Below are 22,142 nucleotides of genomic sequence, written 5' to 3'. Positions count from 1 at the left end.
CGACCTCAAGACAATATGCAGCACATCGTTAGAATGACGATCGGAAGATGCGAAAATCGACAGGGCAACGAAAAATATCCCACTTCGGAATCCCGAAATTCCCCCGCTTCGGGATTCCGAAATTCGAGCCGGTTTGCGCGGGATGGCCGCGGAGAAATAGTCAAGGATTTCAAAGCCTCAACCTATTTCGGGATTCCGAAATGCTATATAGATCTTGGTGGGGTTATGCACGCTCGCCACACAAAACTGCTCGAACGTCCGGATGCCTGAAGAGCAAAAAGGGCGCTCGACCCTTGCGGGGAGCGCCCTTATCCTGTCGGACAGCGAACAGCTCGACGACGTCGATACCGGGCGCATCCATTTTTCAGGCAGGCCCGCTATATGGACGCTTGCATTCGCCGTTTCAAGGGGTTTTTGCAACATCTTTAGCGAGCGGCCGCTAAAGGGCGGCGCCGGTCACGGGATTGACCACCGGCCGCTCGCTTTTGTCGCCCTCCCCAGCCGGTTGCACGGTCGGCGGCGCCATCGATTCGGCGTCGGCGGGTTCCGGCTTGCCGGGAACCACATTGACGTCCTTGGGACGGCGCTGCTCGGGCTTTACGTTTTCATCATTCGTCGACATTGTCTGTCTCCTTTCCAGGGAAGAAGTCCGGGCTGCCGACATGGTTCCGGCGGCGGATGGAGGATTGCCGATGCTCGAGAGATTTTTGCTGCAGGGGCCGCAGGATGCGCGATACACCATCCTTCTTGCCCATGGCGCCGGCGCGCCGATGGATTCGGCCTCCATGTCGGCGGCGGCCGACGCCCTTGCCGGCGTCGGCTTCCGCGTCGCCAGGTTCGAATTCGCCTATATGGCCGCCCGCCGCACGGCGGAAGGCCGCAAGCCGCCGCCGCGCGCCGAAACGCTCAATCCCGAATATGAGGCGGCGATTGCTGAGCTTAACGCCGCCCGCGGTCCTCTCATCATCGGCGGCAAGTCGATGGGCGGACGGGTTGCGAGTATGATCGCCGACGGTCTCTACGACAGGGGAAAGATCGCCGGGCTGCTCTGCCTCGGCTATCCCTTCCATCCGCCCGGCCAGCCGGAGAAGCTGCGCACCGGCCATCTCGCAGGGCTCAAGACGCCCACACTGATCTGCCAGGGAACGCGCGACGAATTCGGCACGAAGGACGAAGTGCCGGGCTACGATCTCTCCGACCGGATCGAGATCCTGTGGCTCGAGGACGGCGATCACGACCTCAAACCGCGCAAGAAAATCTCCGGCTTCTCCGCCGCCGATCACCTCATCACGATGGCGAAAGCGGCAAAGGCGTGGGCCGAACGCCTGCCGGTTTAGGCGCCGCCTTTCGGCGATCGCCGTCGGGTGGAAAGCTTCCTCACATCGATGCGCCGCTCGGCGGCGAAAACGGTGATTTCGAAATGATCGGCCTGCACCACGTCGCGGATATTCCTCGGCCGGTGCGCCGCGACGTTCAGCCCGCCCTTCAACCGCACACTGTCATAGAGGATGCCGGCGCCGCCGCTGGCGCGCACCTGTTCGCCGAACAGCTGTGACGCCGCGTAGCTCGTGCCGTCATAGATATCGGGCCGCAGCGCCTGTTCGCCGTGAATGTCGAGATAGTCGCCGATCAGGGTGGCGGCATAGCTTCGATAGGTGCGCGCCATCGTCGCCACTCCACGCGCCACAGTCTCGCGCCGGAGGTGATGGCCGACCTCGGCGGCGGCCGTCTTCAGGTGGTCGGCGGCATACCAGGCGCCGAGATCGGCGCCGTTGAAGCGCATGCCGCCGGGTGCGACATGCAGGAATGCCGCCATCACGATGCTGGCGTTCGGACTGCCGTAGACCCACTCGTTTTCGGGAAGCCGCCGGATCCGGTCGGCGACGAGCCGGTCATTGGTCCAGCCGACGAGTTCCATCACGGCTTCGAGATCGGCCGCCCTCGCCACCGTATCGAACAGACCGATCGGCGGAAATTGCGACGGGATCAGCCGGTAGGACGGTCGCGGCGCCTCGGCGAAACGATCGCTCACCGGAAGACGATGTCCACGTCTTCGTAAGGCGTGAAGGCCTCGTCGAGCCTGTTTGGCGGCATGTAGAGCCCGCCGCGCGCGCCGTCGAGAAACCGGCGCACGGTCATCAACCCGTCCTGGGTTCCGCTTGTGACGATCTCGAGCGGCGGCTGGCCGCCGAAAACCGGCGCCTGATGCGGCGTGCGCAGCCAGGCGACGCCGACGCGTTCATCGGCAAACAGGACGCCGAGCGCCTGATGGATACCGAGCACGGCGGAGATCCGGGTCAACGTATCGACGTCGAGGGTGAAAGCGCCGTGCTCACGCGCCTGCTTGGCCCAGCTGTGATAGGTCGAGCGGGAGGGATAGCCGAGCACGAGCAGACGCTGCTCTTCGCTCAAACCCCAGAGATCGGCGATCGCCAGAAAGGTTCGCAACGCGGGCGGGCTCAGCCGCCTTCGATTGGCAGGCGCAAACCGCTCCGTTTCCAGCCGCTCCGGCTCCTGCTCCCTGCGTCTTGCCTGTTGCATAGCAATCTCCTGTCTTGAACTAGATTTAGTCCAAATCTGGGCGTCCGGCAAGCAAATTGGAAGAGGGGCTTCAGGAAAGCTCAGCGGCCGCTTCCCGGATTGTCTGCATCAGGATCGATTGCGGCGCCGACGGCACGGCATCGGCGCGCATCGTCAGCCCGACCGGCCCCTTGGTTTCGCCTGTATCCACCGGCAGAAGCGCTAGGCGCCCATCGGCGACATCGCCTGACACCACGCCGTTGGAAATGATCCAGATCGCATCGCTTGCCCTCAGGAAGGCGCGGCCGAAGGAATCCGACACCGTCTCGATCTGGTTCGGCAGGCTGGAGATACCGTTGGCGATGAGGAAATTTTCGACGACCGGCCGAATGATCGAACCGCGCGTCGGCATCAGCACCGTGTAATCGCCGAAGCCTGAAAACAGCGATTGCCGGCCGTTCAGCAGAGGATGGCCGGGGCGCACCGCAAACACCACCTGCTCGGAATAGAGATGTTCGAAGGAGAAGCCCGCCATCTTCTCCGCCCCGGCCAGACGGCCGACCACGAGGTCAAGGTCGCCGACACGAAGCTCTTCCAAGAGAACGGCGTTTTCGCCGGTGACGATCTTCACCCGGCTCCGGGTATTTTCCTTGAGGAAGAGTTCCATCGCCCGCGGCATGATCCGCGACGACACCGTCGGCAGGGCGCCGATCCGGATCGGCGGCGCATCGGCGAACTGCTCCTGCGAGACGGAGTCGAGACCCTGGCGCAGCGCCGTCAGCGCGGCGCCTGCATGGCGCAGGAAGACCTCGCCGTACCGGGTGATCTTAATGCCGCGGCCGTCGCGCTCGAAGACGTCGACGCCGAGCACCTGTTCCAGCTCGCGGATCGTCTTCGTCACCGCCGGCTGGCTGACATGCAGCAGTTCCGCAGCCTTCATCACACTCTTCTGCCGCGCCACCTCGACAAAGGTCTGCAGATGGCGAAACTTGACGCGGCTGTCGATCATCGGTTTTCATAACTCCAGAGTTATCGAAATGCCTAAAAATATCATTTTACTTAACCGGATCAACCATTCAATTTTGCGGTTGGAACACCAGGTGAGCCAGCCCCTCATCCGGCTGCCGCCACCTTCTCCCCGCTCGCGGGGAGAAGGGACATGCCGCGCCGGCGTCCTCCCTCTCAACGTTGCGTCGGGCACGTCCCCTCGCCCCGTTTACGGGGAGAGGGTTAGGGTGAGGGGCAGTCATTGGCGCGAAGCGGGCAGCTGGGACTCACGACCGACCATGGCGACCCAAAGAGCGAGGAGAGTAACGTGCAATTCGCCCGCATAAACGACGTGACGATCCATTATCAGGTCATCGGCGCGCCCGCCGACCGACCGGTGATCGTCTTCATCAATTCGCTCGGGACGGATTTCCGCATCTGGCGCGATGTCGTGGTGCGGCTTGCCGGCGATTACGCCATCGTGCTGTACGACAAGCGCGGCCACGGCCTTTCCGATGTCGGCCAGCTCCCCTCGTCGATCGAGGATCATGCGACCGATCTTGCCGGCCTGCTCGATCTGCTGTCGGTGAAAAATGCCGTCATCTGCGGCCTGTCGGTCGGCGGCCTCATCGCGCAGTCGCTGACGCAGCGCCGGCCGGATCTGGTCGGCGCCCTCATTCTTTGCGACACCGCTCACAAGATCGGCACGGCTGAGAGCTGGAACGCCCGCATCGCCGCGGTCGAAGACAAGGGCATCGGCAGCATCGTCGACGCCGTGATGGAACGCTGGTTCACGCCGGCCTTCCGCCGGCCGGAGAACACCGCCTATTCCGGCTATTGCAACATGCTGACGCGCCAGCCGGTCGAGGGTTACCTCGCCGCCTGCGAAGCGATCCGCGACGCCGATTTCACCGAAGCGGCCAAGTCGATCGCCGTTCCCAGCATCTGCATCGTCGGCGACCAGGACGGCTCGACGCCGCCTGATCTGGTGCTCTCCACGGCGCGGCTGATCCCCGGCGCCCGTTACGAGGTCATCCGCGACTGCGCACATATTCCCTGCGTCGAGCAGCCGGAGGCGCTGACGGCGATCATCCGCGCCTTCCTCACATCGATTTCGCCCGGAGACAGCCCATGAACGAGACCGCCTCCCCCTCCGAACGCTACCGGCAAGGCATGGCGACCCGCCGCGCTGTGCTCGGCGACGCCCATGTCGACCGTGCCGCAGCCGCCGAGACCGGCTTCGACCGCCCGTTCCAGGAGCTGATCACCGAAGCCGCCTGGGGTCACGTCTGGTCGCGCCCGGCGCTGACCAAGCGCGAACGCTCGATCGTCACCATCGCCCTGCTGGCCGCACTCGGCCAGGATGAGGAGGTCGCCATGCATGTACGCGCGACCGCCAATACGGGTGCGACGCGCGAGGATATCTGCGAGGCGCTGTTACATGTGGCGATTTATGCCGGCGTTCCCGCCGCCAATCACGCCATCAAGATTGCCAAGCAGGCCTTTGCACAGATGGACGCCGAGAAGGCGGCCTGAGGGGGAGAAATGTCCGAACGAGCAAACAGCAAGCCGGAGACCGGCGCCTTCTTCGCCCGCGACCGCGCCTGGCACGCGCCGGCGCTGACTCCGGGCTACAAAACCTCGGTGCTGCGCGCGCCGCAGCGGGCGCTGCTGTCGCTCGACGGCACGATCTCAGAGATGACCGGGCCGGTCTTCGGCCATTCGCTAATCGGCGAGCTCGACAACGACCTGATCCTGAACTATGCCCGGCCCGGCGAAAGCGCCATCGGCGAGCGCATTATTGTCCATGGCCGGGTGCTCGACGAGCGCGCCAAGCCGGTTGCCGGCGCCCTGGTCGAGTTCTGGCAGGCCAATGCCGGCGGCCGTTACCGCCACAAGAAGGAAACCTATCTGGCGGCAATCGACCCGAATTTCGGCGGCTGCGGCCGTGCCATCACCGATGAGGAAGGCCGCTACCATTTCCGCACGGTGCGGCCCGGCGCCTATCCCTGGCCGAACGGCGTCAACGACTGGCGCCCTGCCCATATCCACTTCTCGATCTTCGGCCACGGCTTTGCCCAGCGGCTGATCACCCAGATGTATTTCGAGGGCGATCCGATGATCTGGAAGTGTCCGATCGTCGGCACGATCCCCGACAAGGCGGCGATCGAGCAGCTGATCGCGCCGCTCGACTGGGGCAACACCATTCCGATGGATTCACGCGCCTATAAATTCGATATCGTGCTGCGCGGCCGCCGCTCGACGATGTTCGAAAACAGGCTGGAGGGCAACTGACCATGCAGCAGTTCGGCTATCTCAAGGAAACCCCGTCGCAGACCGCCGGTCCCTATGTGCATATCGGCCTGACGCCGAATTTCTGCGACATAGTGGGCGTCTATGACAGCGATCTCGGGACCGTAATGCTCAACGACAAGACGCTCGGCGAACGCATCACCGTCACCGGCCGCATCTTCGACGGCGCCGGCGCGCTGGTGCGCGACGCTGTGGTCGAGATCTGGCAGGCCGACAGCGCCGGCCTTTACAACAGTCCCTCGGAAATGCGCGGCGCCGCCGACCCGAACTTCGCCGGCTGGGGCCGCTGCCCGACCCGCGCCAAGGACGGCGTCTACAGCTTCGAGACCATCAAGCCCGGGCGGGTCCCCTTCAAGGACGGCCGCAGGCAGGCGCCGCACATCACCTTCTGGATCGTCGCCCGCGGCATCAATATCGGCCTGCATACGCGGATGTATTTTCCGGAGGAGACGGAGGCCAACGCCGGCGATCCGCTGCTTGCCCGCATCGAACATCGCGAACGCGTCGCAACCATGATCGCCAACCGTGACGGCGCGACCTGCCATTTCGATGTCCATCTGCAGGGGCCGAAGGAGACGGTGTTTCTGGATATTTGAGGGTGTGCCGGCTGCTTGTCGGAGAATTCCGCGCAAGCAGCCCCCTCACCCTGCCCTCTCCCCGAGGGGAGAGGGGAACAGTGCCACGCGAGAGAACCTGCCCATAAGGCGCCGACGCCGCCTCTTTCCCTTCTCCCCTCGGGGGTCCGAAGGACGGGTCGAGACCAGTGGCTCGACCCCGGGGTGGCGGCAGCCGGATGAGGGCGCCACCACCACAAACGAGCAAACCATGACCGCATCGCCCTTCGACCACCCCTTCCTCTCCGGCCTTGTCGGTGACGACGAAATCGCGCCCTATTTTTCCGCCGAAGCCGATATTCGCGCCATGCTCTCCTTCGAGGCGGCGCTCGCCAGGGCCGAAGCCGCGCACGGCCTCATTCCCGGCGAAGCCGCAAGGAAGATTGCCGAAGCCTGCGCCGGCTTTTCTCCGGATCTCGCCAGCCTGCGCGCGGCAACGGCGAAAGACGGGGTCGTCGTCCCCGATCTCGTCAAGCAGTTGCGCGCTGAGGTCGGCGAGGAAGCGGGCAAAAACCTGCATCTCGGCGCCACCAGCCAGGACGTCATCGACACCAGCCTGATGATCCGACTGAAGGCGGTGGTCTTCCTGTTTGCCGGCCGGCTTTCCGCCGTCCTCGTAGCGCTCGACGGGCTCGACCGCCAGTTCGGCGGCAACCGGCTGATGGGCCATACCCGCATGCAGGCGGCGATCGCGATCAGCGTCTCCGACCGTCTCAACACCTGGCGCGCGCCGCTCGCGACCTATCGCGACCGCCTGACTGAGCAGAGTTTTCCCGTCCAGTTCGGCGGTGCTGCCGGCACGCTCGACAAGCTCGGGCCGCAGGCTGTGACCGTCCGTGCTTCGCTCGCCCAGGAGCTCGGCCTCTCCGATATCAGGCAATGGCAGAGCGCGCGTCTGCCGATCGCCGATATCGCCGGCCTGTTCGCCTCGATCTCCGGCAGCCTCGGCAAGATGGGGCAGGATATCGCGCTGCTCGCCGAGATCGGCGGCGAGATCGAAATCTCAGGCGGCGGCACCTCCTCGGCGATGGCGCACAAGCAGAATCCGGTTGCCGCCGAAGTCCTGGTCTCGCTCGCCCGCTTCAACGCCACGGCACTTTCCGGCATCCACCAGTCCCTCGTCCACGAACAGGAACGCTCGGGAGCGGCCTGGACGCTCGAATGGCTGCTGCTACCTCAGATGACGATGGCGACCGCCGCCAGCTTGCGGCTCGCCGGAGATCTGATCGGAAATATCAAGCGGCTTGGGACGGCCTGAAACTGCAGCTGCGGCCAGCGCTGTGGCAAAGCCGTGCGGCAGCGGTTCGAGCGCGAAAGCGGGGCGATTTGCTTTTTCGATCGCGTGCAACCATCTAATAGGCATGACTTGCGGAAAACGCCCCGCCCGAACAGCCCATTTACCGAAAACCAACCATACTGGGTTGCTTTCCGAAGCGAAAGCCGATTGCTTAGGAGAATATACTTCTTCTGCCGCTAGCGGTTAGGAGAACGAAAGGGGGCGCAGGCAAACTCGTGGAATTCTGCTGCTTCGCATCGGGATAAACTATGATTACGATGGCGAAGCGGGAAGGCCGGTTTGAAAAACGATGACGACAGAACTGTTTCAGATAAAATTTTGGGGCGTCCGCGGCAGTATTCCCGTATCGGGCCCCGAGTTCGATCGCTACGGCGGTAACACTTCCTGCATCGAGATTCGCTGCGGAAAACATCGGTTGCTTTTCGACGCAGGTTCGGGCCTGCGCGAGGCAGGGCTATCGCTGCTCGCCGACGGCGTCAGCGACGTGGATCTGTTCTTCAGCCACTGCCATTACGACCATATCATCGGCCTGCCCTTCTTCAAGGCGATCTATTATCCGTCGATCAACGTCAACATCTGGTCCGGCCATCTCGACGGCAAGATGAGCACGCGGGAAATGGTCGAGCAGTTCATCAGTCCGCCCTGGTTTCCGGTCAAGACCGACATCTGCCAGGCGACGATGAACTTCCGCGATTTCCATGCCGGCCAGATTCTGAAGCCGCATGAGGGCATCGAGATCAGGACGTTCACGTTGAACCATCCGGGCGGCGCCATCGGCTACCGCATCGAATGGCAGGGCCGTTCGATCGCTCTGATCTACGATATCGAGCATATCCCCGGCAGCTATGATCCGGTCTCGCTGGAGATGATGCGGGGCGCCGATCTCGTCGTCTACGATTGCACCTACAATGAAGACGAGATGCAGCGTTTCAAGGGCTTCGGCCACTCGACCTGGGAGCACGGCACCGAGCTTGCCAAAATGGCGGGCGCCAAGCGCTTCGCCCTGTTCCACCACGCGCCCTCCCGCACGGACGAACAGCTGGCCGAGATGGAAGCGCAGGCTGAGGCCGCTTTCCCCGGCGCCTTCGCCGCGCGCGACAACCAGACCGTGGTGATCTAGCGCCTTTCCTGACGGAACAGATGCCGGGTCCGGCCGTTTCCCCGGCAGCGCAAGATCCATGAAACGGGGTATCCGCCATGACCGTGCTCTCCGGACAGTGCCTTTGCGGCCAGGTGCAGCTTTCTGTTCGTGGCGAACCGCTGCGCGTCGGCATTTGTCACTGCACCGACTGCCGAAAGGAAAGCGGTTCGGCCTTCACCTTTTACGGAGTCTGGCCCGCCGGCCAGTTCGAACATTCCGGTGAAACCGGCGAATTCCACGGCCGATGCTTCTGCACCGGATGCGGTTCGCGGCTGTTTTCTGCCGATGACCAAGAGGCGGAAATCAAGCTCGGCATCCTCTCGCAGGCGCCGACGCTGCTCACGCCGCGCTATGAACTCTGGGTCAAACGCCGCGAGACGTGGCTGCGACCGGTCGAGGGCGCAGAGCAGTATGAGGAGGACCGAACGTGAGCTTGGCCACGCCCGTCCGACATAAGCTCGTTACGATCGCAGGCATTGAGACCTTTTACCGTGAGGCCGGTCCGCCGGACGCGCCGGTTCTGTTGCTGCCGCACGGCTATCCCTGCTCGTCCTACGAATTTCGCAATCTCATGCCGCGGCTTGCCGACCGCTGGCGCCTGATCGCCCCGGATTTCCCCGGCGCGGGCTATAGCGGCACGCCCGACGATTTCAGTTACAGCTTCGATGGCTATGCCGCCTGGCTGGAGGCTTTTGTCGGCGCGCTCGATGTCGACCGCTTCGCCCTCTATCTCCACGATTTCGGCTCGCCGATCGGAGCGCGGCTGGCAATCAGAAATCCCAGCCGCATCGTGGCGCTGATCATCCAGAATGGCGATATTCCCTATGAGGATGCGCTCGGCCCGAAATATGCCGATATCGAAGCGACGTGGGCGCTCCCGCGCGCCGAGATGAGGAAGGCGCTGGCGCAAGCAATCAACGAGGAGACGTTGAAGGAGGAGTTTCTCAACGACCTGCCGCCGCCTCTGGTCGACACGATCCCACCGGATCTCTGGCGGCTGCACTGGTCGCTGATCACGCCGCAGCGCAAGGAAATCGCCATCGACCTGATCGCCGGATTGAAGGAGAACCGCGCCTGGTTCCCCGAGCACCGGAAATATCTCAGAGAATACCGGCCGCCGACCCTGATCGTCTGGGGGCCGAACGACCACTATATGCCGGAAAAGTCGGCACGCGCCTATCTCCGCGATCTGCCGGACGCCGAACTGCATCTGCTCGACGGCGGGCATTGGCTGCTCGAGACGCATCTGGATGAAGTCGCAGCGCTCATGCGAGATTTCCTCGGGCGTGTTCACGCCGGCTGATCGATAGCCTAATCTTGCAGGAGTTCTGGCGCCGACGACCAAGCGACGGCAGGGTGACGAGCCGTCGCCGCAAACAAAGCCGCCAGGAAATCCCAAGCCGCATCATCATGCACCAGATGATGGGTGAGCACGCCGATCGGCTCGTCGTTGCCGGCAAACCGGTCGCGGAGTTCCGCAACCAATTCGGTCACCAGTTCCTCCGCGCTGCGGCCGCCGCGCGTGCCGTGCCAGTCGATAATGTCGATATGGGTGTTGAGAAGCGGGATCGGCCCGCCCTCTCTTGCCCGCCCGTACACCGAGAGCGCCGCAAAGCCGAGTTCAGGCAATGCCGGGATCAGCGTGGCGTCGATCCGGTTCCACGGCGGCACCAGCACCGGCACGAAGCGGGCGGGATGCAGCCGCTTCAAGCGCTGCCATCCTGCACGCAGCTCGCCGAGCACCACCTCGGCCGCCCGTTCGCCGCCGAGTTCCTGTTTCTTGCGCTCCTGCCTGGCGTGATTGGTGTGCGACCAGCCATGCACAGCGACAGCAACGCCCGCCTCCTCCGCCAGACGCGCGGCCAATGCCTCGCCGGTCAGCGCAGGAATAACGGCAAGGGTCAGCGAAATCCCGTGACCGCCGGTCAGCGCCAGCAGCTGCTCCAGATCGGGCGTCGGCTCGACGGCATCGTCGTCGCGCAGCCAGAGCCGCGCCACGCGGCCGGCGGCGCGCCAGCTGTCGAGCTCGCGGCGCAGCGGTTCCCAGCTTATCCCTTCGCTCATCACCTCACTCCTGTTCCTGCGCTGCTGCGCAAAATCTCGTCCAAAGCGCGGGCAGCCGTCGCCAGCGAGCGCTCCTCGAGCACGAAGCGCCGCGCCGCCTGTCCCATCGCTTCGCGCTTTTGCCCGTCGCCGAGCAGGGCCGCGACGGCCTCGGCATAGGCGGCGACATCGCCCTCCGGCGTCAGCAGGCCGGTGACGCCGGCCTCGACCACGGCGGGCACGCCCGCCGTCTGCTGCGCCACGACAGGCAGGCCGGCGGCCTGCGCCTCGAGATAGGCAAGACCATAGGCCTCGCCGCAGCCGGGCCAGACGTAGATGCCGCCACGCGCGAGCAGGCCGGCGATCTCGGTCTCACTCCGCTCGCCCAGCCACTCGATGCGGCCGGCAAAGCCGGCAAACAGCGCCTCCACCTCCGGGCGCATCGGCCCATTACCGATGACCGAAAGGGTCCATGGCCGGTCTTCGATCAGCCGCAATGCTTTTGCGAGCATCGCGTAGCTTTCCATCTTGTCGCCGGCCCGCATCATCGCGACGGTCATCAGCCGGCTGGGATCGGGTGCCGGAGACACGGTCTCGAACAGCGCCGGATCGATGAACGGTTTGAGAGCCGCAAGCCGCGCCGGCGGAAAGGCGGCCGAAAGCCCGGCCCGGTCACGCTCGGTGAAGCCGATATTGACCTTCGCCTGCATGACCGCCTTGCCCACGCGCTTCTGACGGGCCGCCCAACCGGTCCGGTCGCGTTTTGCCGCATAGGAGGCCTCGGCGGTGACATAGGGAATGGCGAATTCGGCTGAGATCACCGGCCCGAAGGGATCGGGCGATTTGTAATAGGGGTGGTAGCAGAACCAGAGATCCGGCCGAGGCTCTTCTTGCCATTTCGCCCGCAACCGCGCCAATTCGGCTGAGATCGCGGGTTCGAGCGCTGCCGCCGCCTCGGGCGTCGCGGCATGGGTGCGGAATTCGGAGACGACCTCGACCTGATGCCCGGCAAGCTGCAATGCCCGGATCAGCAGCCGCGCCATCAGCCGGTCGCCCGAGGGCACAGGATGGTTCGGCGATTTCATCGGCGCATAGAAGGCGATCCGCATGCGCATCCCTCGCATAGACACACTGTTTCCAATCGGTTTCCACGGGCGATCATTGATTATCCGAATCCACAACCAAATCAGCTAGATGGATGAGGAGGTCGCATTCAGCCCGCCCATGGTTTGCGCCATCGTAGCTGGCGGCAAGAAATCCGTTATTGCCGCCTTCCCGAAAACTTGCGCATAAGCATATGCAATGTGATCGCAATGGAAGCAATTCCGCCTCTTTCCCCATCTCTATGGGCCTGCGGTTGCATCGACAAGAACGGGAATGAATGACGACGGCCTCGGTCACAGGGATTTTTTCGGAACGCTCGATCAGAAGGGCAAGGCTCGGTTCGGGGCTGGTCATTTTCGTCTTCGTCCTCTTGCATTTGTCGAACCATGCGCTCGGACTCGTTTCGTTCGCCGCAGCCGACAAGGCGCGCCATCTTTTCCTGGCCCTCTGGCGCAATCCCGTCGGCACCGTCCTGTTCTATGGATCGGTCCTCGTCCATGTGACGCTGGTGCTGCGCGCCATCTACATCAGGCGCAGCCTGGTCATGCCCAAGGGGGAAGCAACCCAGATGGTGCTCGGCCTGCTGATCCCGCTGCTTCTGATCGATCACGTCATCGGCACCCGCATCGCTCATGAACTCTACGGCTATATCGACAATTACGAGACGATCGTCAGCATGTTGTGGCTGCGGACGCCGGCGACGGGCGTGCGCCAGGCACTCGGCCTGATCGCGGTGTGGATCCACGGCTGCATCGGCATCCATTACTGGCTGCGTTACCGCCCCTGGTACGGCGGTTTCGCACCGCTGTTGCTGGCGCTGGCGATCCTCGTGCCGGTGCTGTCGCTGCTCGGCTTCGTCGAAATGGGCCGCACCCTTGCCGACCCCGCCTATCAGCTGACCTCGATCGAGCCTTACGCGACGACGGTGAACTCCCACTATGTCTCCGACCCCGCGATTCGCAGCCACATCGCCATGGTCCGCGCCGGGCTCTACGGCGCCTTCTCGGCCTCGCTGATCATCGTCGTTGCCGCCCGCACCCGGCGCAGGCTGAAGGAGCGTCTCGATCAGGTCGCCGTGCACTATCCGGGCGGCGAAGTGATCCGCGTGCCGCGTGGGTTCACGGTGCTGGAGGCGAGCCGGCTCGGCGGTCTGCCGCATTATTCGGTCTGCGGCGGCAAGGGCCAGTGCTCCACCTGCCGGGTGCAGATTCTTGGCGATTACCAGAAGCTGCCGCCGCCAGACAAGCTGGAACAGACGACACTGAAACGCATCAATGCCGGCCCTGACGTCCGCCTCGCCTGCCAGCTTCGGCCGGATGCCGACGTCGCGGTCGCGCCCCTTCTCGTGCCGGCCGTCGAGGCGGCTCTTCCCGCCAACAGCCAGGAGACGAGCCCCGGCCGCGAGCGTGAAATCGTCGTGCTCTTCGTCGATATCCGTCATTTCACCACGCTGACGGAAACGCGCCTGCCCTTCGACGTCGTCTTCCTGCTGAACCGCTATTTCGCCATCATCGGCAAGGCGGTGGAGCAAGCGGGCGGCCGGCTCGACAAGTTCATCGGCGACGGCGCCATGGCGCTCTTCGGCCTCAACGCCGCACCGGAGGAAGCCTGCCGCCAAGCGCTCGACGCGGCGGCGGCGATCGTCGTGGGGATCGAGAAACTCGCCGCCGAACTGGCCGAGGAACTGACGTTGCCGCTGCGCATCGCCATCGGCATCCACACCGGCCCGGCCGTCGTCGGCACGATGGGATATGGCCGGGTGCGCAGCATGACCGCGATCGGCGATACGGTGAATGTCGCGAGCCGGCTGGAAAGTGCGGCCAAGGAGTTCGACGCGGCGATCGTCTTCTCCGAGCCTGTGGCCAGACTTGCCGCCGCCGATCTTGCCGGCATCGAAAGCCGTGAAATCAGCGTGCGCGGCCGCGCCCTGCCCTTGAAAGTTTATGTCGTTCCGAGAGAGAAAGCGGCAGAACCGCTCGAAGGAAAAGCCTGATGCACGGCAAGCCCTGGCTCACCGCCAAATATTGGAGCCGCCGGCTGCGCAAGGCGCGCAATAGAGCCGCCTCGCGCTTCTTCGACACCCGTCTCGGCCGTCGCCTGCTGATCGAGAATATCGGCCCGCGCGTCGTCTCGATGACAGTCGATGCCGGTGATCATCTGATGACCTTCTCGCCTTCCGACTATATCGGCCGCAAGGTCTTCCGTAAGGGCCATTTCGAGCGCGACGCCGTCGACCGGCTGATCGCCATCCTGCGCGAGCGCGGCCTGCTCAGGAAGGATGCGACGCTGCTCGAGATCGGCGGCAATATCGGCACCCAGACCGTCTATTTCGCCTTGAGCGGCGCTTACATCAAGATCGTCAGCGTCGAGCCCGATCCGCGCAATTTCCCGCTGCTTGAACTCAACATCCGCCAGAACCGGCTGGAGGAGAAGGTCCGGCTCGTCAATTGCGCCGCCGGCGAACACGCAGGCGAGATCGACTTTTTCCTCAACCTCAACAATCACGGCAAGAGCAGCGCCATCCGTCAGAGCCCGACAGACCGGAAGATCAGCGTGCCGGTGAAGCCGGTTTCCGAAATCCTCGCCGGCCTCTCGATCGACCCCGCCGCAATCGGTCTTGTCTGGATGGATATCGAAGGCTACGAGCCGGTCGCCTGCCGCTCGATGCAGCCGCTGCTTGCCCGCCGCGTGCCGCTCCACATGGAGTTCACGCCGCTGTTCTACGGGCGCGAGGGCACAAAAGACTTCATAGCGATGCTGTCGGGATTTTACGAAGATTGTGTCGTGCTGTTCGAAGACCGCGAGGTGGAGATGAAGGTGCGGGATCTGCCTGACGAGTTCGATCAGTACAATGTGCTGTTTTTGCCGTAGCGTATATCCTGAAAACTGATCGTTGACGCCGTGCCGTGCGGCCCCCTCATCTGCCTGCCGAACTTCTCCCCGCTGGGGAGAAGGGAACCGCCGCACTGCTTTCCTCCATCACAAACGGCAGCGGCAAGAACAAGCCGCTGCAGCAACTCCCCTTCTAGTCATCGGGGAGAAGGTGCCCGGCAGGGCGGATGAGGGGGCTGCACGGTACGCCATATCGGAGCGACGGGTTCCGGGGATAGAGCCTTCTCAACGTGTCTCCAACGCCGGTACAACGCGGCGAATTTCCGAACTCACTTCACCGCCTCACACAAGTCTCTTCGGCTCTGTCCGCGTATGCTCATGATACTTGTTCTCACGCAGCGTCCCAAAGAGCTTCAGGCTCTCCAGATGCTCCCGCTGGGCGCGGTAGAAGTCATTGAGGAAAAGCAGCTCCTGGCCGGGCTTTACGATGTCTTCATACCGGATCCTTCGAGTAATGGTTCGCACGATCTGTATGATCTCTTTATGGTCTGACGTCTTCACCGAGTCGCGAAGCACATCCTCCAGCGTCTGCAGCTCATATTTGCCGTAGACATCGAGATGTTCCGGCTGGAAATCGAAGGCCGGCTGCGACGAGGCGGCGGCGGGTGCGGACAAAGCAAGGTCCGCGAGCAGCACGGAGCGTGGCGTGTCCACAACCAGCGTGCCGGCAATGATATCGCCGAGCCGTTGCCGGCGTCGGTTGGCCAGCGGAACGACCACCACCGCCAGAAGCCAGATGCCTGCCAGACCGTTCTCCCAAGCCCCCTGGGTTTCCATGCCCGCCAGAAGGCCCATCGGGCCGAAGATCTCGACCTCCTTCATCAGGTTGCGTGCGGTCACCTGGTGTGGGGTGAGCCGCCGCCCGTCCATGTTGACGACGCGGATACCGGTAATTCTTTTCCCAAGCGTGCGGCCGTTCCAGATGAGCTCTGACAGGATGTAATAGGGGGTGCGCAAGAGAAAGCCGAGCAAGGCGGCGAGCATCAGATCGGCGCTCACCGGCAGAAACCCGGTGAAGATGATAACGGCCGTGCAAATGAAGATGATGAGCGCCGTAAAGAGGATGTCGAGGAATTGTGCGCCGAAGCGAGTGCCGAGCGAGGCGATCGCGAAATTGATCGGCACTCCTTCCGGCGGGATGAACTGTTCGGTGCGCCTGCCGTCCGTCACTGGCCGATTCATCGCTTCGGCCCCCGCGAAATCTTGCTTTCGCGTCCGCTGAACAGCAGCCAGCTCACCCAGAAGACACCCATTCCCCAGCCGATGCCGAGGCGCCATATCGGATCCTGGATCGTCTGGCGAAGAACCCCTTCGATGAAAGCTGCCACGACAAGCATCAAAGCCGCGAGGATCGCGAGTTTGACGGCATCATGCGCCTGGTGGCGCAAGGCTTCCCTTCGCGTTCGCACACCCGGAACGAGAATGGCAAGGCCGAGCCTTGCCCCGCCAGCACAGGCAATGGCGATTGCTGCAAGCTCGGTCACGCCGTGAATTGAGAGCCAGGCGAAGATATCGTAACCCAGCCCCTTGCGGGAAAACATCGCAAAAAACGCGCCCAGCATGAGGCCATTGTAAAAGGTGAGGATGAAGCTCGGCACCGACATGAAAACGCCGAGCGCAAAGATGAAGACGACGATGGTGGTGTTGTGGGAAAAGAGAAATGCGGAAAATGCCGCGAGCCTGTCGCTCTCATGCCGTTCATCGCCGTAAATCGTCGAGCGGAGATAATCGGCCGACGCTGCCGGAGTGCGCTGATCGGCCATGTCGGGCGGCACGAAGGTATAGAACCAGCTCGGGTCGTGGGTGAAGAGCCTGTATCCGGCGGCCGCCCCGAGAATGAGAGCCAGGAAACCGATGAACAGGGGCAATGCAGATCGGCGCGCCGCCTGAGGAATGCCCTGGACCAGCAGGCGGGTGATCAGGCCGCCTAGACTTTCCTGCGGCGCATAGACGACGAGATAGGCCCGGGCGCAGAGGCTCTCCAGATAGGCGATGAGGGCGCGATCGAGGGAAATGTCACGCGCCACGCTGAGCGAGTTCATCGCCTGCCTGTAGCCGCTAGCGAGGTTGCGGACATCGTCATAGCCGAGCGTCGCTGCGCCACCCTTCTCCGCCCGCGTCACAAGGTCGTCCAGCTGACGCCAGTGCGCCTCGCGCTCCACGCGAAAGCGCGCCGAGCGCAGCAAATCGGTCTGGATGGCGCCGACGTTTATCGACGCGCCCGTCTCTGTCCTGCTGTCGATCCCAAGATCCATCATATCATCTCGCGGGATTTGATTTCGATGTAGCGCGCAATGAGATCCGACGTCAGCGCCTCCGGCGTGCTGTCGAGGCAGAGTACGCCGAGACGCGCCAGCTTTTCCATGACAGTGCGCCTCTCCTGAACGATCTGACGCGCTGCCACGGAGCAGGCGACCGCGTCCAAGCTGATGTCTTCCGGTTCTGTCAGCTTTGCCAGCATCGGATCGCGCAAGGCGACATAGACGATGAAATGATGCCGGGCGAGGACCTGGATGTTCTCGATCATCAGCTCCGCCGTGATGCTGTCGACGAAATCGGAGAATATAACGATCAACGAACGTCGCTTCAGACGTCCCGACAAATGCGTCAGTCCGAGCGTGTGGTTGCTCTCCTGGGTTTCATAGCGCAGCTCGGCGCACATCGTCTGAAGTCGCGGAAAGGCCGCTCTTCCAGGCAAGGCCGGCACGAACAGGCGCGGGCGGCTATCAAAACTGTAGAAGCCCACGAGATCGCCGGCAAGCCCCGCCCCCCAGCACATTGCCAAGGCGGCATTGATGGCGCGATCGAGCTTGGCGAACCCGCCGAGCTGTTCGGCCATCAGCCGTCCGGAATCGATGCACAAGATGATCTGATGGTTTCGTTCGGCCCGCATCTCGCGCACGACGAGATTGCGCATCCGGGCGGATCGCTTCCAGTCGATGCTGCGCGGATCCATGCCGCTGGCAAACTCGCGCAGCTGATGGAATTCCGATCCTTCGCCGCGCAGCCGCAAATCCTTCTGGCCGGCTTCCAGCGGCAGGATCTGAGTCCTTATCGCTCCCGACAGGACCGGCGATATGTCAGGCAGGACGGCGATCTCCCTTTCCACCGGCATCTGCGCGATAATGTCGAGCAGCCTCAGCCGCGATGGCCATTTCAGCCACAACACATGGATCGCATACCGCCCCCGTCGCGTAAGGCGAAGATTTACGGGGGCCCTGAAATGGCTTTCACCGGCGACGGACGCAGCACGCGCCAATCTGCCTTCGCCGACGGCAAGCTCCGGAGCACAATCGATCCGAATCTCGACATTCTCGGGCACCGCGTCCTTCTGCGGCCGGATCGTCACCGCAAATACGGCGGTGTGACCGACAAAACCTTGCGGCGGCAGATCAAATTCCACCGTCATCCGGCCCGATGAGGCCGACATCGCCAGATCGCCTGCCGTCAATGCCGCAAGCGCAACCCACAGCATCAGCAGCGGATACCCCATATCGCGCCACCATACGCTGACGAAGACCGTCACCGCGGCCAAAATCAGAACGAGCGCGATCAGGTAACGGGATGGCCGCATTAACGAGGCGCATCCACGCGGTTCATGATGCTGCGCAGCACCTCGTCGGGGGTACGGCCATCGATTTCGGCCGAAGGCGAAAGAACGATGCGATGGCGAAGCGCGGGCACCAGCAACGCCTGGATATCGTCCGGCAAGCCGTAATCCCGGCCTTCGAAGGCCGCCCGCACTCTGACCGCCGAGGCAAGGGCGTCGGCAGCGCGCGTGGATGCGCCATAGAGAATATCGGGATCGGAGCGCGTGGCACGCACCAGGTCGACGACATAGGTCAGGGTCGTCTCATCCAGATGGATGGCGTCGATCAGCGCCCGCCCCTCGGCAAGCGCTGCGCTGGTGACAAGCGGACGGATGCCGGCATTGCGCATATCCGATTTCAGCGCCTGCTTGGCGTGTTTGGAGAGGATGGCGATTTCGGTGTCGCGGTCGGGGAAATCGACGACGAGCTTGAACAGGAAGCGGTCGAGCTGTGCTTCGGGCAAGGGATAGGTGCCCTGCTGCTCGATCGGATTCTGCGTGGCAAGCACGAAGAAATCCGACCCCAGCAAATAATCGGTCCCGTCGATCGTCACCATCCGCTCGTTCATCGCCTGCAGCAGGGCGGACTGCGTCTTCGGCGGAGCGCGATTGATCTCGTCGGCCAGAAGGATGTCGGTAAAGACGGGGCCCTTGGTCAGGTGGAATTGATTGGTCTGGAAGTTGAAGAGATTGACGCCGAGCACATCGCTCGGCATCAGGTCGGGCGTGAACTGGATACGGCGATAATCCAGCGCCATGGCCGCGGAAACCGAGCGGGCCAGCAGGGTTTTGGCCGTGCCGGGAGGCCCTTCGACGAGGCAGTGCCCACCGGCAAAAATCGAAATCAGAACGAGATCGATGATGGCGTCCTGTCCTTGCACCACCTTGCCGATTTCACCACGAACCGTAGCGATAAGATCGCGAAACTCACCTAGATCCAAACTCAAAGCTCCCTAGCAATTTTCTGAATGTCTCGAGATTGCGATGCAGATCCGAGCGCGTCATGACATGTCCGCGTTCGATCAGCGCCTCGGCTGCGGCGTGCAAGGCCTGCGCGGCCGTCTTGTCTTGACGCGACAGGCGTTGGAACAATCGTGCGATGCCTTCCTGATTTCCGGCGCCGGAGCCGAAGAGCAGTTGCGCCTTATCGGCAAGCAGATGCAGCACGAACTGTCCGGTCATCCGGCCGTCATTGCCGGAAAGCCGCAAGAGCCGCGCCGTGGCTTCGATCGCGGCGGTCTTCGACAATTCGATATTTCCGGAGGCCTCACGCAAAGGTGGCCCGAAGCGATGGGCGCCCCGCCAGAAGCAGATCGCCGCCACAACCAGCACAGCTCCCCAGATGGCCGATAAGGGATAGACGAAAAAGCGCTTCAGATCGGCAGTGGACCGCTCATAGGATTGCCCCTCGTCTACCGTTGCCTCGCTATCGAGAGGTTCGCCCGATGTATCCAGGTAGATCGGCCGCGTCTCGCCGGCGCCGCGGAGAGACTGGACCAATGAGAAGGCAAAGGCGGCGTTATCGGCCAAGGCCAGTCCGTGATTATTCAACAGATCGGGATCCGACAGCAGATAGACGGTGGGATCGGCCGCGCAGTGCAGAAGCAGCACACCCGACGGCGTGCCCACGACCTCCCCGCAGCCGCTCGGAAGGCTCGACCGCTCGAAGGTTTGTGCCCGATAGAGGGCGATCTTGATCGGCTGTCCCGGTCGCAGCTGCGGCTGCGCTTCCTCAAAACTGGTCCCGCTGCGGGCAAAGCCAAAATCGGAGTAGCCGATCTTGTCGAGTTCATTGCTGATATCGGCGAGATCAATCAGCCCCGATTTACCGGCGACACCTTCCGTCGATACGCTGCCGCGCCATTTCGGCAAAACGATCAGCGTCGGCAGGGCGTATTGGTCTGCCTCCACAACAGGGTTTTCCGGTTCCAGACCGTCCGTCTCATCGTCTGATCGAGGTGTGACAGCCTCGCCTTTGCGTATCGACAGGGGAATGATGCGCAGCGAGATTTTGGAACGCGCCTGGACAAGATGAGGGTCGGAACGGACGACCGGGATACCCTTGGTCTGCAGCCACAATTCCAGCCCCTTGTGGCCAAGAGGCGAACGGTCGTAATCGCTGCCCCGCGACACCGCAAAGACTGCCAGTGCAGCCAGCGCGAGCACCAGCCCCAGGATTAAAACGGGGGCCGATCTACGCATGAGCCACTCTGCCTGCCGCAAGCAGATCACGCCCGGTCGCAAGAAGGACGCCGAAATGGTTCTCCGCAACGGTGCGGCCACCGTAATGAACGAGTTCCACCGCCGTCAGGAAGCTTGCAAGCCGGTCGCGGCCGGGCATGGTTTTCGGCAAGCGCGCGAAGACAGCACGTTCCGTATCGGCGCGGGAAAGCCGTGTGTCCGTAATGTCGGCGGCGTGCAGCAGACAATGCCTGAGCAGCAGGACAAGCGCCTGCCTTCGATCGGCCATGGCTGCAATCCGCTGCAGGAAATCGCTTGGCTTTTCCTCAACCTCGTCGGCGCCGGTGCGCCAGTTTTCCGGCGCCTCCTGACGCTGCTTAATGTCGCGCGGAGCAGACGACAGCAGGACGCCGCCATTTCCGAAACGCATCCACAGGCCGATTACCGCTGCCAAGCCGACGAACACGACGGCAATGGCCAGAGGGCCGCCGCTGATCACAGGTTCCCGCGGGAAAGATGACGGCGTGCGCCGCACCGGCGGCTTGCCTTGAGACGACGTCGTACCCGACGCCGCTTTGGCCTGATCGGACGTATCGTCGTAGACGAGCGTGCAGCGCAGCCCATTCAGCAGGCACTGCGAGGCATATTCCGTCCCGACGGCGCTGATAGGCTGACTGTCGACGGGCTGACCGCCGCTGTCCTGCGCCCGAGCGGGCAGAAATGAAGCCGAGGCGGCCAGGAACAGAGCCGCCAGCAGGCCGGCGTTGCGAATGGTCATGCTCTAGGCAAAGACCTCTGCTCGCGCTTCGGGACGCAGCGGATCCTGCCCGAACCTGTTCGGACCATCCGTGCCTCTCAGCACGGAAATAATGGTGATCGAGAGGCTGGTAACGGGACCGATATAGGGAACCATCCCCAGGATGATCAGCGCGAGATACCACCAACCGGAAATGTTGCGATCATGAAAGCGGCGAACCTGAAGGGACAGGATTGGCAAAACGAGGGCAAGTGCCAACAATCCGCCGATGACCATAACAAGGATGACCCCCGATGAAACTTCCCCCTGTTGCCCGGAAAAGGAGCCGACCACGAAGGCTAAAACTGCAATTGCAATAGCCAACAACATATAGAACAGAAAAAACCACCAATATTCCGATCGGGATGCCCTACCGGAAAATGTTGCATATTTCTGCGTCAAAACAGTCCGAACAGCTTCAGTAAACCCCACTTGAATTGCCCCCATTTCGATTTGCCCCAAACCCGCGATCCGCGGTCTCACCATCGTCTTGCTTGATGGTCGTTGGATGAAACAGCTACAATTCAAACGCAGAAATTGCAATAAGTCGGCTCCATCAGCTCGCTATTTTGAATAGCGATGATTAACGCGTTGAGATTTCCACTCGAAGACTACGAGGTGGACTTGAAAGTCCCTGATCTGCTTGAGAAACCGAAATAACGTGC

General features: G+C 62.8%; 24 protein-coding genes. 11 read left to right on the top strand and 13 right to left on the bottom strand.

Annotation, left to right across the window (positions count from 1 at the left end; genetic code table 11):
* Window positions 1–439 precede the first annotated feature (439 nt).
* On the bottom strand, window positions 440–622 hold the full coding sequence (locus GGD53_RS11000; protein ID WP_184455816.1) for a hypothetical protein: 183 nt from the start codon (window positions 620–622) through the stop codon (window positions 440–442).
* A 70-nt stretch (window positions 623–692) separates the two neighbouring features.
* Between GGD53_RS11000 and GGD53_RS10995 the strand changes: the two genes are divergently transcribed.
* On the top strand, window positions 693–1,337 hold the full coding sequence (locus GGD53_RS10995; protein ID WP_184455814.1) for an alpha/beta hydrolase family protein: 645 nt from the start codon (window positions 693–695) through the stop codon (window positions 1,335–1,337).
* Here the strand turns inward: GGD53_RS10995 and GGD53_RS10990 are convergent.
* The 3 genes from GGD53_RS10990 to pcaQ all read right to left on the bottom strand — a co-directional run bounded on the left by GGD53_RS10990 (window position 1,334) and on the right by pcaQ (window position 3,529).
* The gene (locus GGD53_RS10990; RefSeq protein ID WP_184455812.1) at window positions 1,334–2,032 is read right to left on the bottom strand and encodes an RES domain-containing protein; all 699 of its coding nucleotides are present in this window, start codon (window positions 2,030–2,032) and stop codon (window positions 1,334–1,336) included. The two genes, GGD53_RS10995 and GGD53_RS10990, sit on opposite strands and share 4 nt — an antisense overlap.
* Window positions 2,029–2,541 (bottom strand): MbcA/ParS/Xre antitoxin family protein, encoded by a 513-nt coding sequence (locus GGD53_RS10985; RefSeq protein ID WP_184455810.1) that lies wholly within the window; start codon window positions 2,539–2,541, stop codon window positions 2,029–2,031. The genes GGD53_RS10990 and GGD53_RS10985 overlap by 4 nt, the downstream gene beginning before the upstream one ends.
* Window positions 2,542–2,611: 70 nt before the next feature.
* Window positions 2,612–3,529, bottom strand: a complete 918-nt coding sequence (gene pcaQ / locus GGD53_RS10980) for a pca operon transcription factor PcaQ (protein ID WP_184455807.1) — start codon at window positions 3,527–3,529, stop codon at window positions 2,612–2,614.
* A 306-nt stretch (window positions 3,530–3,835) separates the two neighbouring features.
* On the opposite strand from pcaQ, the gene pcaD reads away from it, so the two are divergent.
* The 8 genes from pcaD to GGD53_RS10940 all read left to right on the top strand — a co-directional run bounded on the left by pcaD (window position 3,836) and on the right by GGD53_RS10940 (window position 10,175).
* On the top strand, window positions 3,836–4,642 hold the full coding sequence (gene pcaD / locus GGD53_RS10975) for a 3-oxoadipate enol-lactonase (protein ID WP_184455805.1): 807 nt from the start codon (window positions 3,836–3,838) through the stop codon (window positions 4,640–4,642).
* Window positions 4,639–5,043, top strand: a complete 405-nt coding sequence (pcaC, locus tag GGD53_RS10970; protein WP_184455803.1) for a 4-carboxymuconolactone decarboxylase — start codon at window positions 4,639–4,641, stop codon at window positions 5,041–5,043. Before pcaD ends, pcaC begins: the two co-directional genes overlap by 4 nt.
* Before the next feature lie 9 nt (window positions 5,044–5,052).
* On the top strand, window positions 5,053–5,802 hold the full coding sequence (pcaH, locus tag GGD53_RS10965; RefSeq protein ID WP_184455801.1) for a protocatechuate 3,4-dioxygenase subunit beta: 750 nt from the start codon (window positions 5,053–5,055) through the stop codon (window positions 5,800–5,802).
* A 2-nt stretch (window positions 5,803–5,804) separates the two neighbouring features.
* Entirely contained in the window at window positions 5,805–6,416 is a 612-nt protein-coding gene (gene pcaG, locus GGD53_RS10960; RefSeq protein WP_184455799.1) for a protocatechuate 3,4-dioxygenase subunit alpha, read from the top strand.
* A 229-nt stretch (window positions 6,417–6,645) separates the two neighbouring features.
* Window positions 6,646–7,692, top strand: a complete 1,047-nt coding sequence (locus tag GGD53_RS10955) for a 3-carboxy-cis,cis-muconate cycloisomerase (RefSeq protein ID WP_184455796.1) — start codon at window positions 6,646–6,648, stop codon at window positions 7,690–7,692.
* Between the two features lie 328 nt (window positions 7,693–8,020).
* On the top strand, window positions 8,021–8,851 hold the full coding sequence (locus GGD53_RS10950) for an MBL fold metallo-hydrolase (protein ID WP_184455794.1): 831 nt from the start codon (window positions 8,021–8,023) through the stop codon (window positions 8,849–8,851).
* A 77-nt stretch (window positions 8,852–8,928) separates the two neighbouring features.
* Window positions 8,929–9,303 (top strand): GFA family protein, encoded by a 375-nt coding sequence (locus GGD53_RS10945; protein ID WP_184455792.1) that lies wholly within the window; start codon window positions 8,929–8,931, stop codon window positions 9,301–9,303.
* 2 nt (window positions 9,304–9,305) lie between these two features.
* Window positions 9,306–10,175 (top strand): alpha/beta fold hydrolase, encoded by an 870-nt coding sequence (locus GGD53_RS10940; protein WP_184456149.1) that lies wholly within the window; start codon window positions 9,306–9,308, stop codon window positions 10,173–10,175.
* An 8-nt stretch (window positions 10,176–10,183) separates the two neighbouring features.
* Here the strand turns inward: GGD53_RS10940 and GGD53_RS10935 are convergent, their stop codons facing one another.
* Together GGD53_RS10935 and GGD53_RS10930 are read right to left on the bottom strand one after the other, a co-directional pair.
* Complete coding sequence (locus tag GGD53_RS10935) at window positions 10,184–10,936, bottom strand: polysaccharide deacetylase family protein (RefSeq protein WP_184455790.1); 753 nt, start codon at window positions 10,934–10,936, stop codon at window positions 10,184–10,186.
* The gene (locus GGD53_RS10930) at window positions 10,936–12,024 is read right to left on the bottom strand and encodes a glycosyltransferase family 4 protein (RefSeq protein ID WP_184455788.1); all 1,089 of its coding nucleotides are present in this window, start codon (window positions 12,022–12,024) and stop codon (window positions 10,936–10,938) included. The genes GGD53_RS10935 and GGD53_RS10930 overlap by 1 nt, the downstream gene beginning before the upstream one ends.
* Window positions 12,025–12,296: 272 nt before the next feature.
* Between GGD53_RS10930 and GGD53_RS10925 the strand changes: the two genes are divergently transcribed.
* Together GGD53_RS10925 and GGD53_RS10920 are read left to right on the top strand one after the other, a co-directional pair.
* Window positions 12,297–14,012 (top strand): adenylate/guanylate cyclase domain-containing protein, encoded by a 1,716-nt coding sequence (locus GGD53_RS10925; protein ID WP_184455786.1) that lies wholly within the window; start codon window positions 12,297–12,299, stop codon window positions 14,010–14,012.
* On the top strand, window positions 14,012–14,890 hold the full coding sequence (locus GGD53_RS10920) for an FkbM family methyltransferase (RefSeq protein WP_184455783.1): 879 nt from the start codon (window positions 14,012–14,014) through the stop codon (window positions 14,888–14,890). Before GGD53_RS10925 ends, GGD53_RS10920 begins: the two co-directional genes overlap by 1 nt.
* Before the next feature lie 303 nt (window positions 14,891–15,193).
* Here the strand turns inward: GGD53_RS10920 and GGD53_RS10915 are convergent, their stop codons facing one another.
* Genes GGD53_RS10915 through GGD53_RS10885 form a run of 7 tightly spaced genes read right to left on the bottom strand, consistent with a single transcriptional unit; the run spans window position 15,194 to window position 21,909 of the window.
* Window positions 15,194–16,093 carry an RDD family protein gene (locus tag GGD53_RS10915; protein ID WP_184455781.1) on the bottom strand — a complete coding sequence of 300 codons (900 nt, stop codon included), beginning with the start codon at window positions 16,091–16,093 and terminating at the stop codon, window positions 15,194–15,196.
* Complete coding sequence (locus GGD53_RS10910; RefSeq protein WP_184456147.1) at window positions 16,090–17,166, bottom strand: stage II sporulation protein M; 1,077 nt, start codon at window positions 17,164–17,166, stop codon at window positions 16,090–16,092. The genes GGD53_RS10915 and GGD53_RS10910 overlap by 4 nt, the downstream gene beginning before the upstream one ends.
* Window positions 17,166–18,485, bottom strand: coding sequence for a DUF58 domain-containing protein (locus GGD53_RS10905; protein WP_184455779.1), 1,320 nt, complete (start codon window positions 18,483–18,485; stop codon window positions 17,166–17,168). Before GGD53_RS10905 ends, GGD53_RS10910 begins: the two co-directional genes overlap by 1 nt.
* The gene (locus tag GGD53_RS10900) at window positions 18,485–19,441 is read right to left on the bottom strand and encodes an AAA family ATPase (protein ID WP_184455777.1); all 957 of its coding nucleotides are present in this window, start codon (window positions 19,439–19,441) and stop codon (window positions 18,485–18,487) included. The genes GGD53_RS10905 and GGD53_RS10900 overlap by 1 nt, the downstream gene beginning before the upstream one ends.
* Entirely contained in the window at window positions 19,428–20,702 is a 1,275-nt protein-coding gene (locus GGD53_RS10895; RefSeq protein WP_184455775.1) for a hypothetical protein, read from the bottom strand. Before GGD53_RS10895 ends, GGD53_RS10900 begins: the two co-directional genes overlap by 14 nt.
* On the bottom strand, window positions 20,695–21,459 hold the full coding sequence (locus tag GGD53_RS10890) for a hypothetical protein (protein ID WP_184455773.1): 765 nt from the start codon (window positions 21,457–21,459) through the stop codon (window positions 20,695–20,697). Before GGD53_RS10890 ends, GGD53_RS10895 begins: the two co-directional genes overlap by 8 nt.
* A 3-nt stretch (window positions 21,460–21,462) precedes the next feature.
* Complete coding sequence (locus tag GGD53_RS10885; protein WP_184456145.1) at window positions 21,463–21,909, bottom strand: DUF805 domain-containing protein; 447 nt, start codon at window positions 21,907–21,909, stop codon at window positions 21,463–21,465.
* Between the last annotated feature and the right edge of the window lie 233 nt (window positions 21,910–22,142).

The organism is Rhizobium aethiopicum (genome assembly GCF_014197535.1).
In the GTDB taxonomy this organism is placed as follows: Bacteria; Pseudomonadota; Alphaproteobacteria; order Rhizobiales; family Rhizobiaceae; genus Rhizobium; species Rhizobium aethiopicum_A.
Note: the sequence above shows the minus strand (reverse complement) of the source record. Positions and strands in the feature narration are given on the sequence as shown.

Excerpts from the sequence above, each read along its gene's own strand:
- GGD53_RS10930 (WP_184455788.1), bottom strand. The coding sequence starts at position 12,024 with ATGCGGATCGCCTTCTATGCGCCGATGAAATCGCCGAACCATCCTGTG.
- GGD53_RS10915 (WP_184455781.1), bottom strand. The coding sequence starts at position 16,093 with ATGAATCGGCCAGTGACGGACGGCAGGCGCACCGAACAGTTCATCCCG.
- GGD53_RS10995 (WP_184455814.1), top strand. The coding sequence starts at position 693 with ATGCTCGAGAGATTTTTGCTGCAGGGGCCGCAGGATGCGCGATACACC.
- pcaQ (WP_184455807.1), bottom strand. The coding sequence starts at position 3,529 with ATGATCGACAGCCGCGTCAAGTTTCGCCATCTGCAGACCTTTGTCGAG.
- GGD53_RS10985 (WP_184455810.1), bottom strand. The coding sequence starts at position 2,541 with ATGCAACAGGCAAGACGCAGGGAGCAGGAGCCGGAGCGGCTGGAAACG.
- GGD53_RS10955 (WP_184455796.1), top strand. The coding sequence starts at position 6,646 with ATGACCGCATCGCCCTTCGACCACCCCTTCCTCTCCGGCCTTGTCGGT.
- pcaH (WP_184455801.1), top strand. The coding sequence starts at position 5,053 with ATGTCCGAACGAGCAAACAGCAAGCCGGAGACCGGCGCCTTCTTCGCC.
- GGD53_RS10910 (WP_184456147.1), bottom strand. The coding sequence starts at position 17,166 with ATGGATCTTGGGATCGACAGCAGGACAGAGACGGGCGCGTCGATAAAC.
- pcaC (WP_184455803.1), top strand. The coding sequence starts at position 4,639 with ATGAACGAGACCGCCTCCCCCTCCGAACGCTACCGGCAAGGCATGGCG.
- GGD53_RS10925 (WP_184455786.1), top strand. The coding sequence starts at position 12,297 with ATGACGACGGCCTCGGTCACAGGGATTTTTTCGGAACGCTCGATCAGA.
- GGD53_RS10950 (WP_184455794.1), top strand. The coding sequence starts at position 8,021 with ATGACGACAGAACTGTTTCAGATAAAATTTTGGGGCGTCCGCGGCAGT.
- GGD53_RS10890 (WP_184455773.1), bottom strand. The coding sequence starts at position 21,459 with ATGACCATTCGCAACGCCGGCCTGCTGGCGGCTCTGTTCCTGGCCGCC.
- GGD53_RS10945 (WP_184455792.1), top strand. The coding sequence starts at position 8,929 with ATGACCGTGCTCTCCGGACAGTGCCTTTGCGGCCAGGTGCAGCTTTCT.
- GGD53_RS10905 (WP_184455779.1), bottom strand. The coding sequence starts at position 18,485 with ATGCGGCCATCCCGTTACCTGATCGCGCTCGTTCTGATTTTGGCCGCG.
- GGD53_RS11000 (WP_184455816.1), bottom strand. The coding sequence starts at position 622 with ATGTCGACGAATGATGAAAACGTAAAGCCCGAGCAGCGCCGTCCCAAG.
- GGD53_RS10895 (WP_184455775.1), bottom strand. The coding sequence starts at position 20,702 with ATGCGTAGATCGGCCCCCGTTTTAATCCTGGGGCTGGTGCTCGCGCTG.
- GGD53_RS10920 (WP_184455783.1), top strand. The coding sequence starts at position 14,012 with ATGCACGGCAAGCCCTGGCTCACCGCCAAATATTGGAGCCGCCGGCTG.
- pcaG (WP_184455799.1), top strand. The coding sequence starts at position 5,805 with ATGCAGCAGTTCGGCTATCTCAAGGAAACCCCGTCGCAGACCGCCGGT.
- GGD53_RS10935 (WP_184455790.1), bottom strand. The coding sequence starts at position 10,936 with ATGAGCGAAGGGATAAGCTGGGAACCGCTGCGCCGCGAGCTCGACAGC.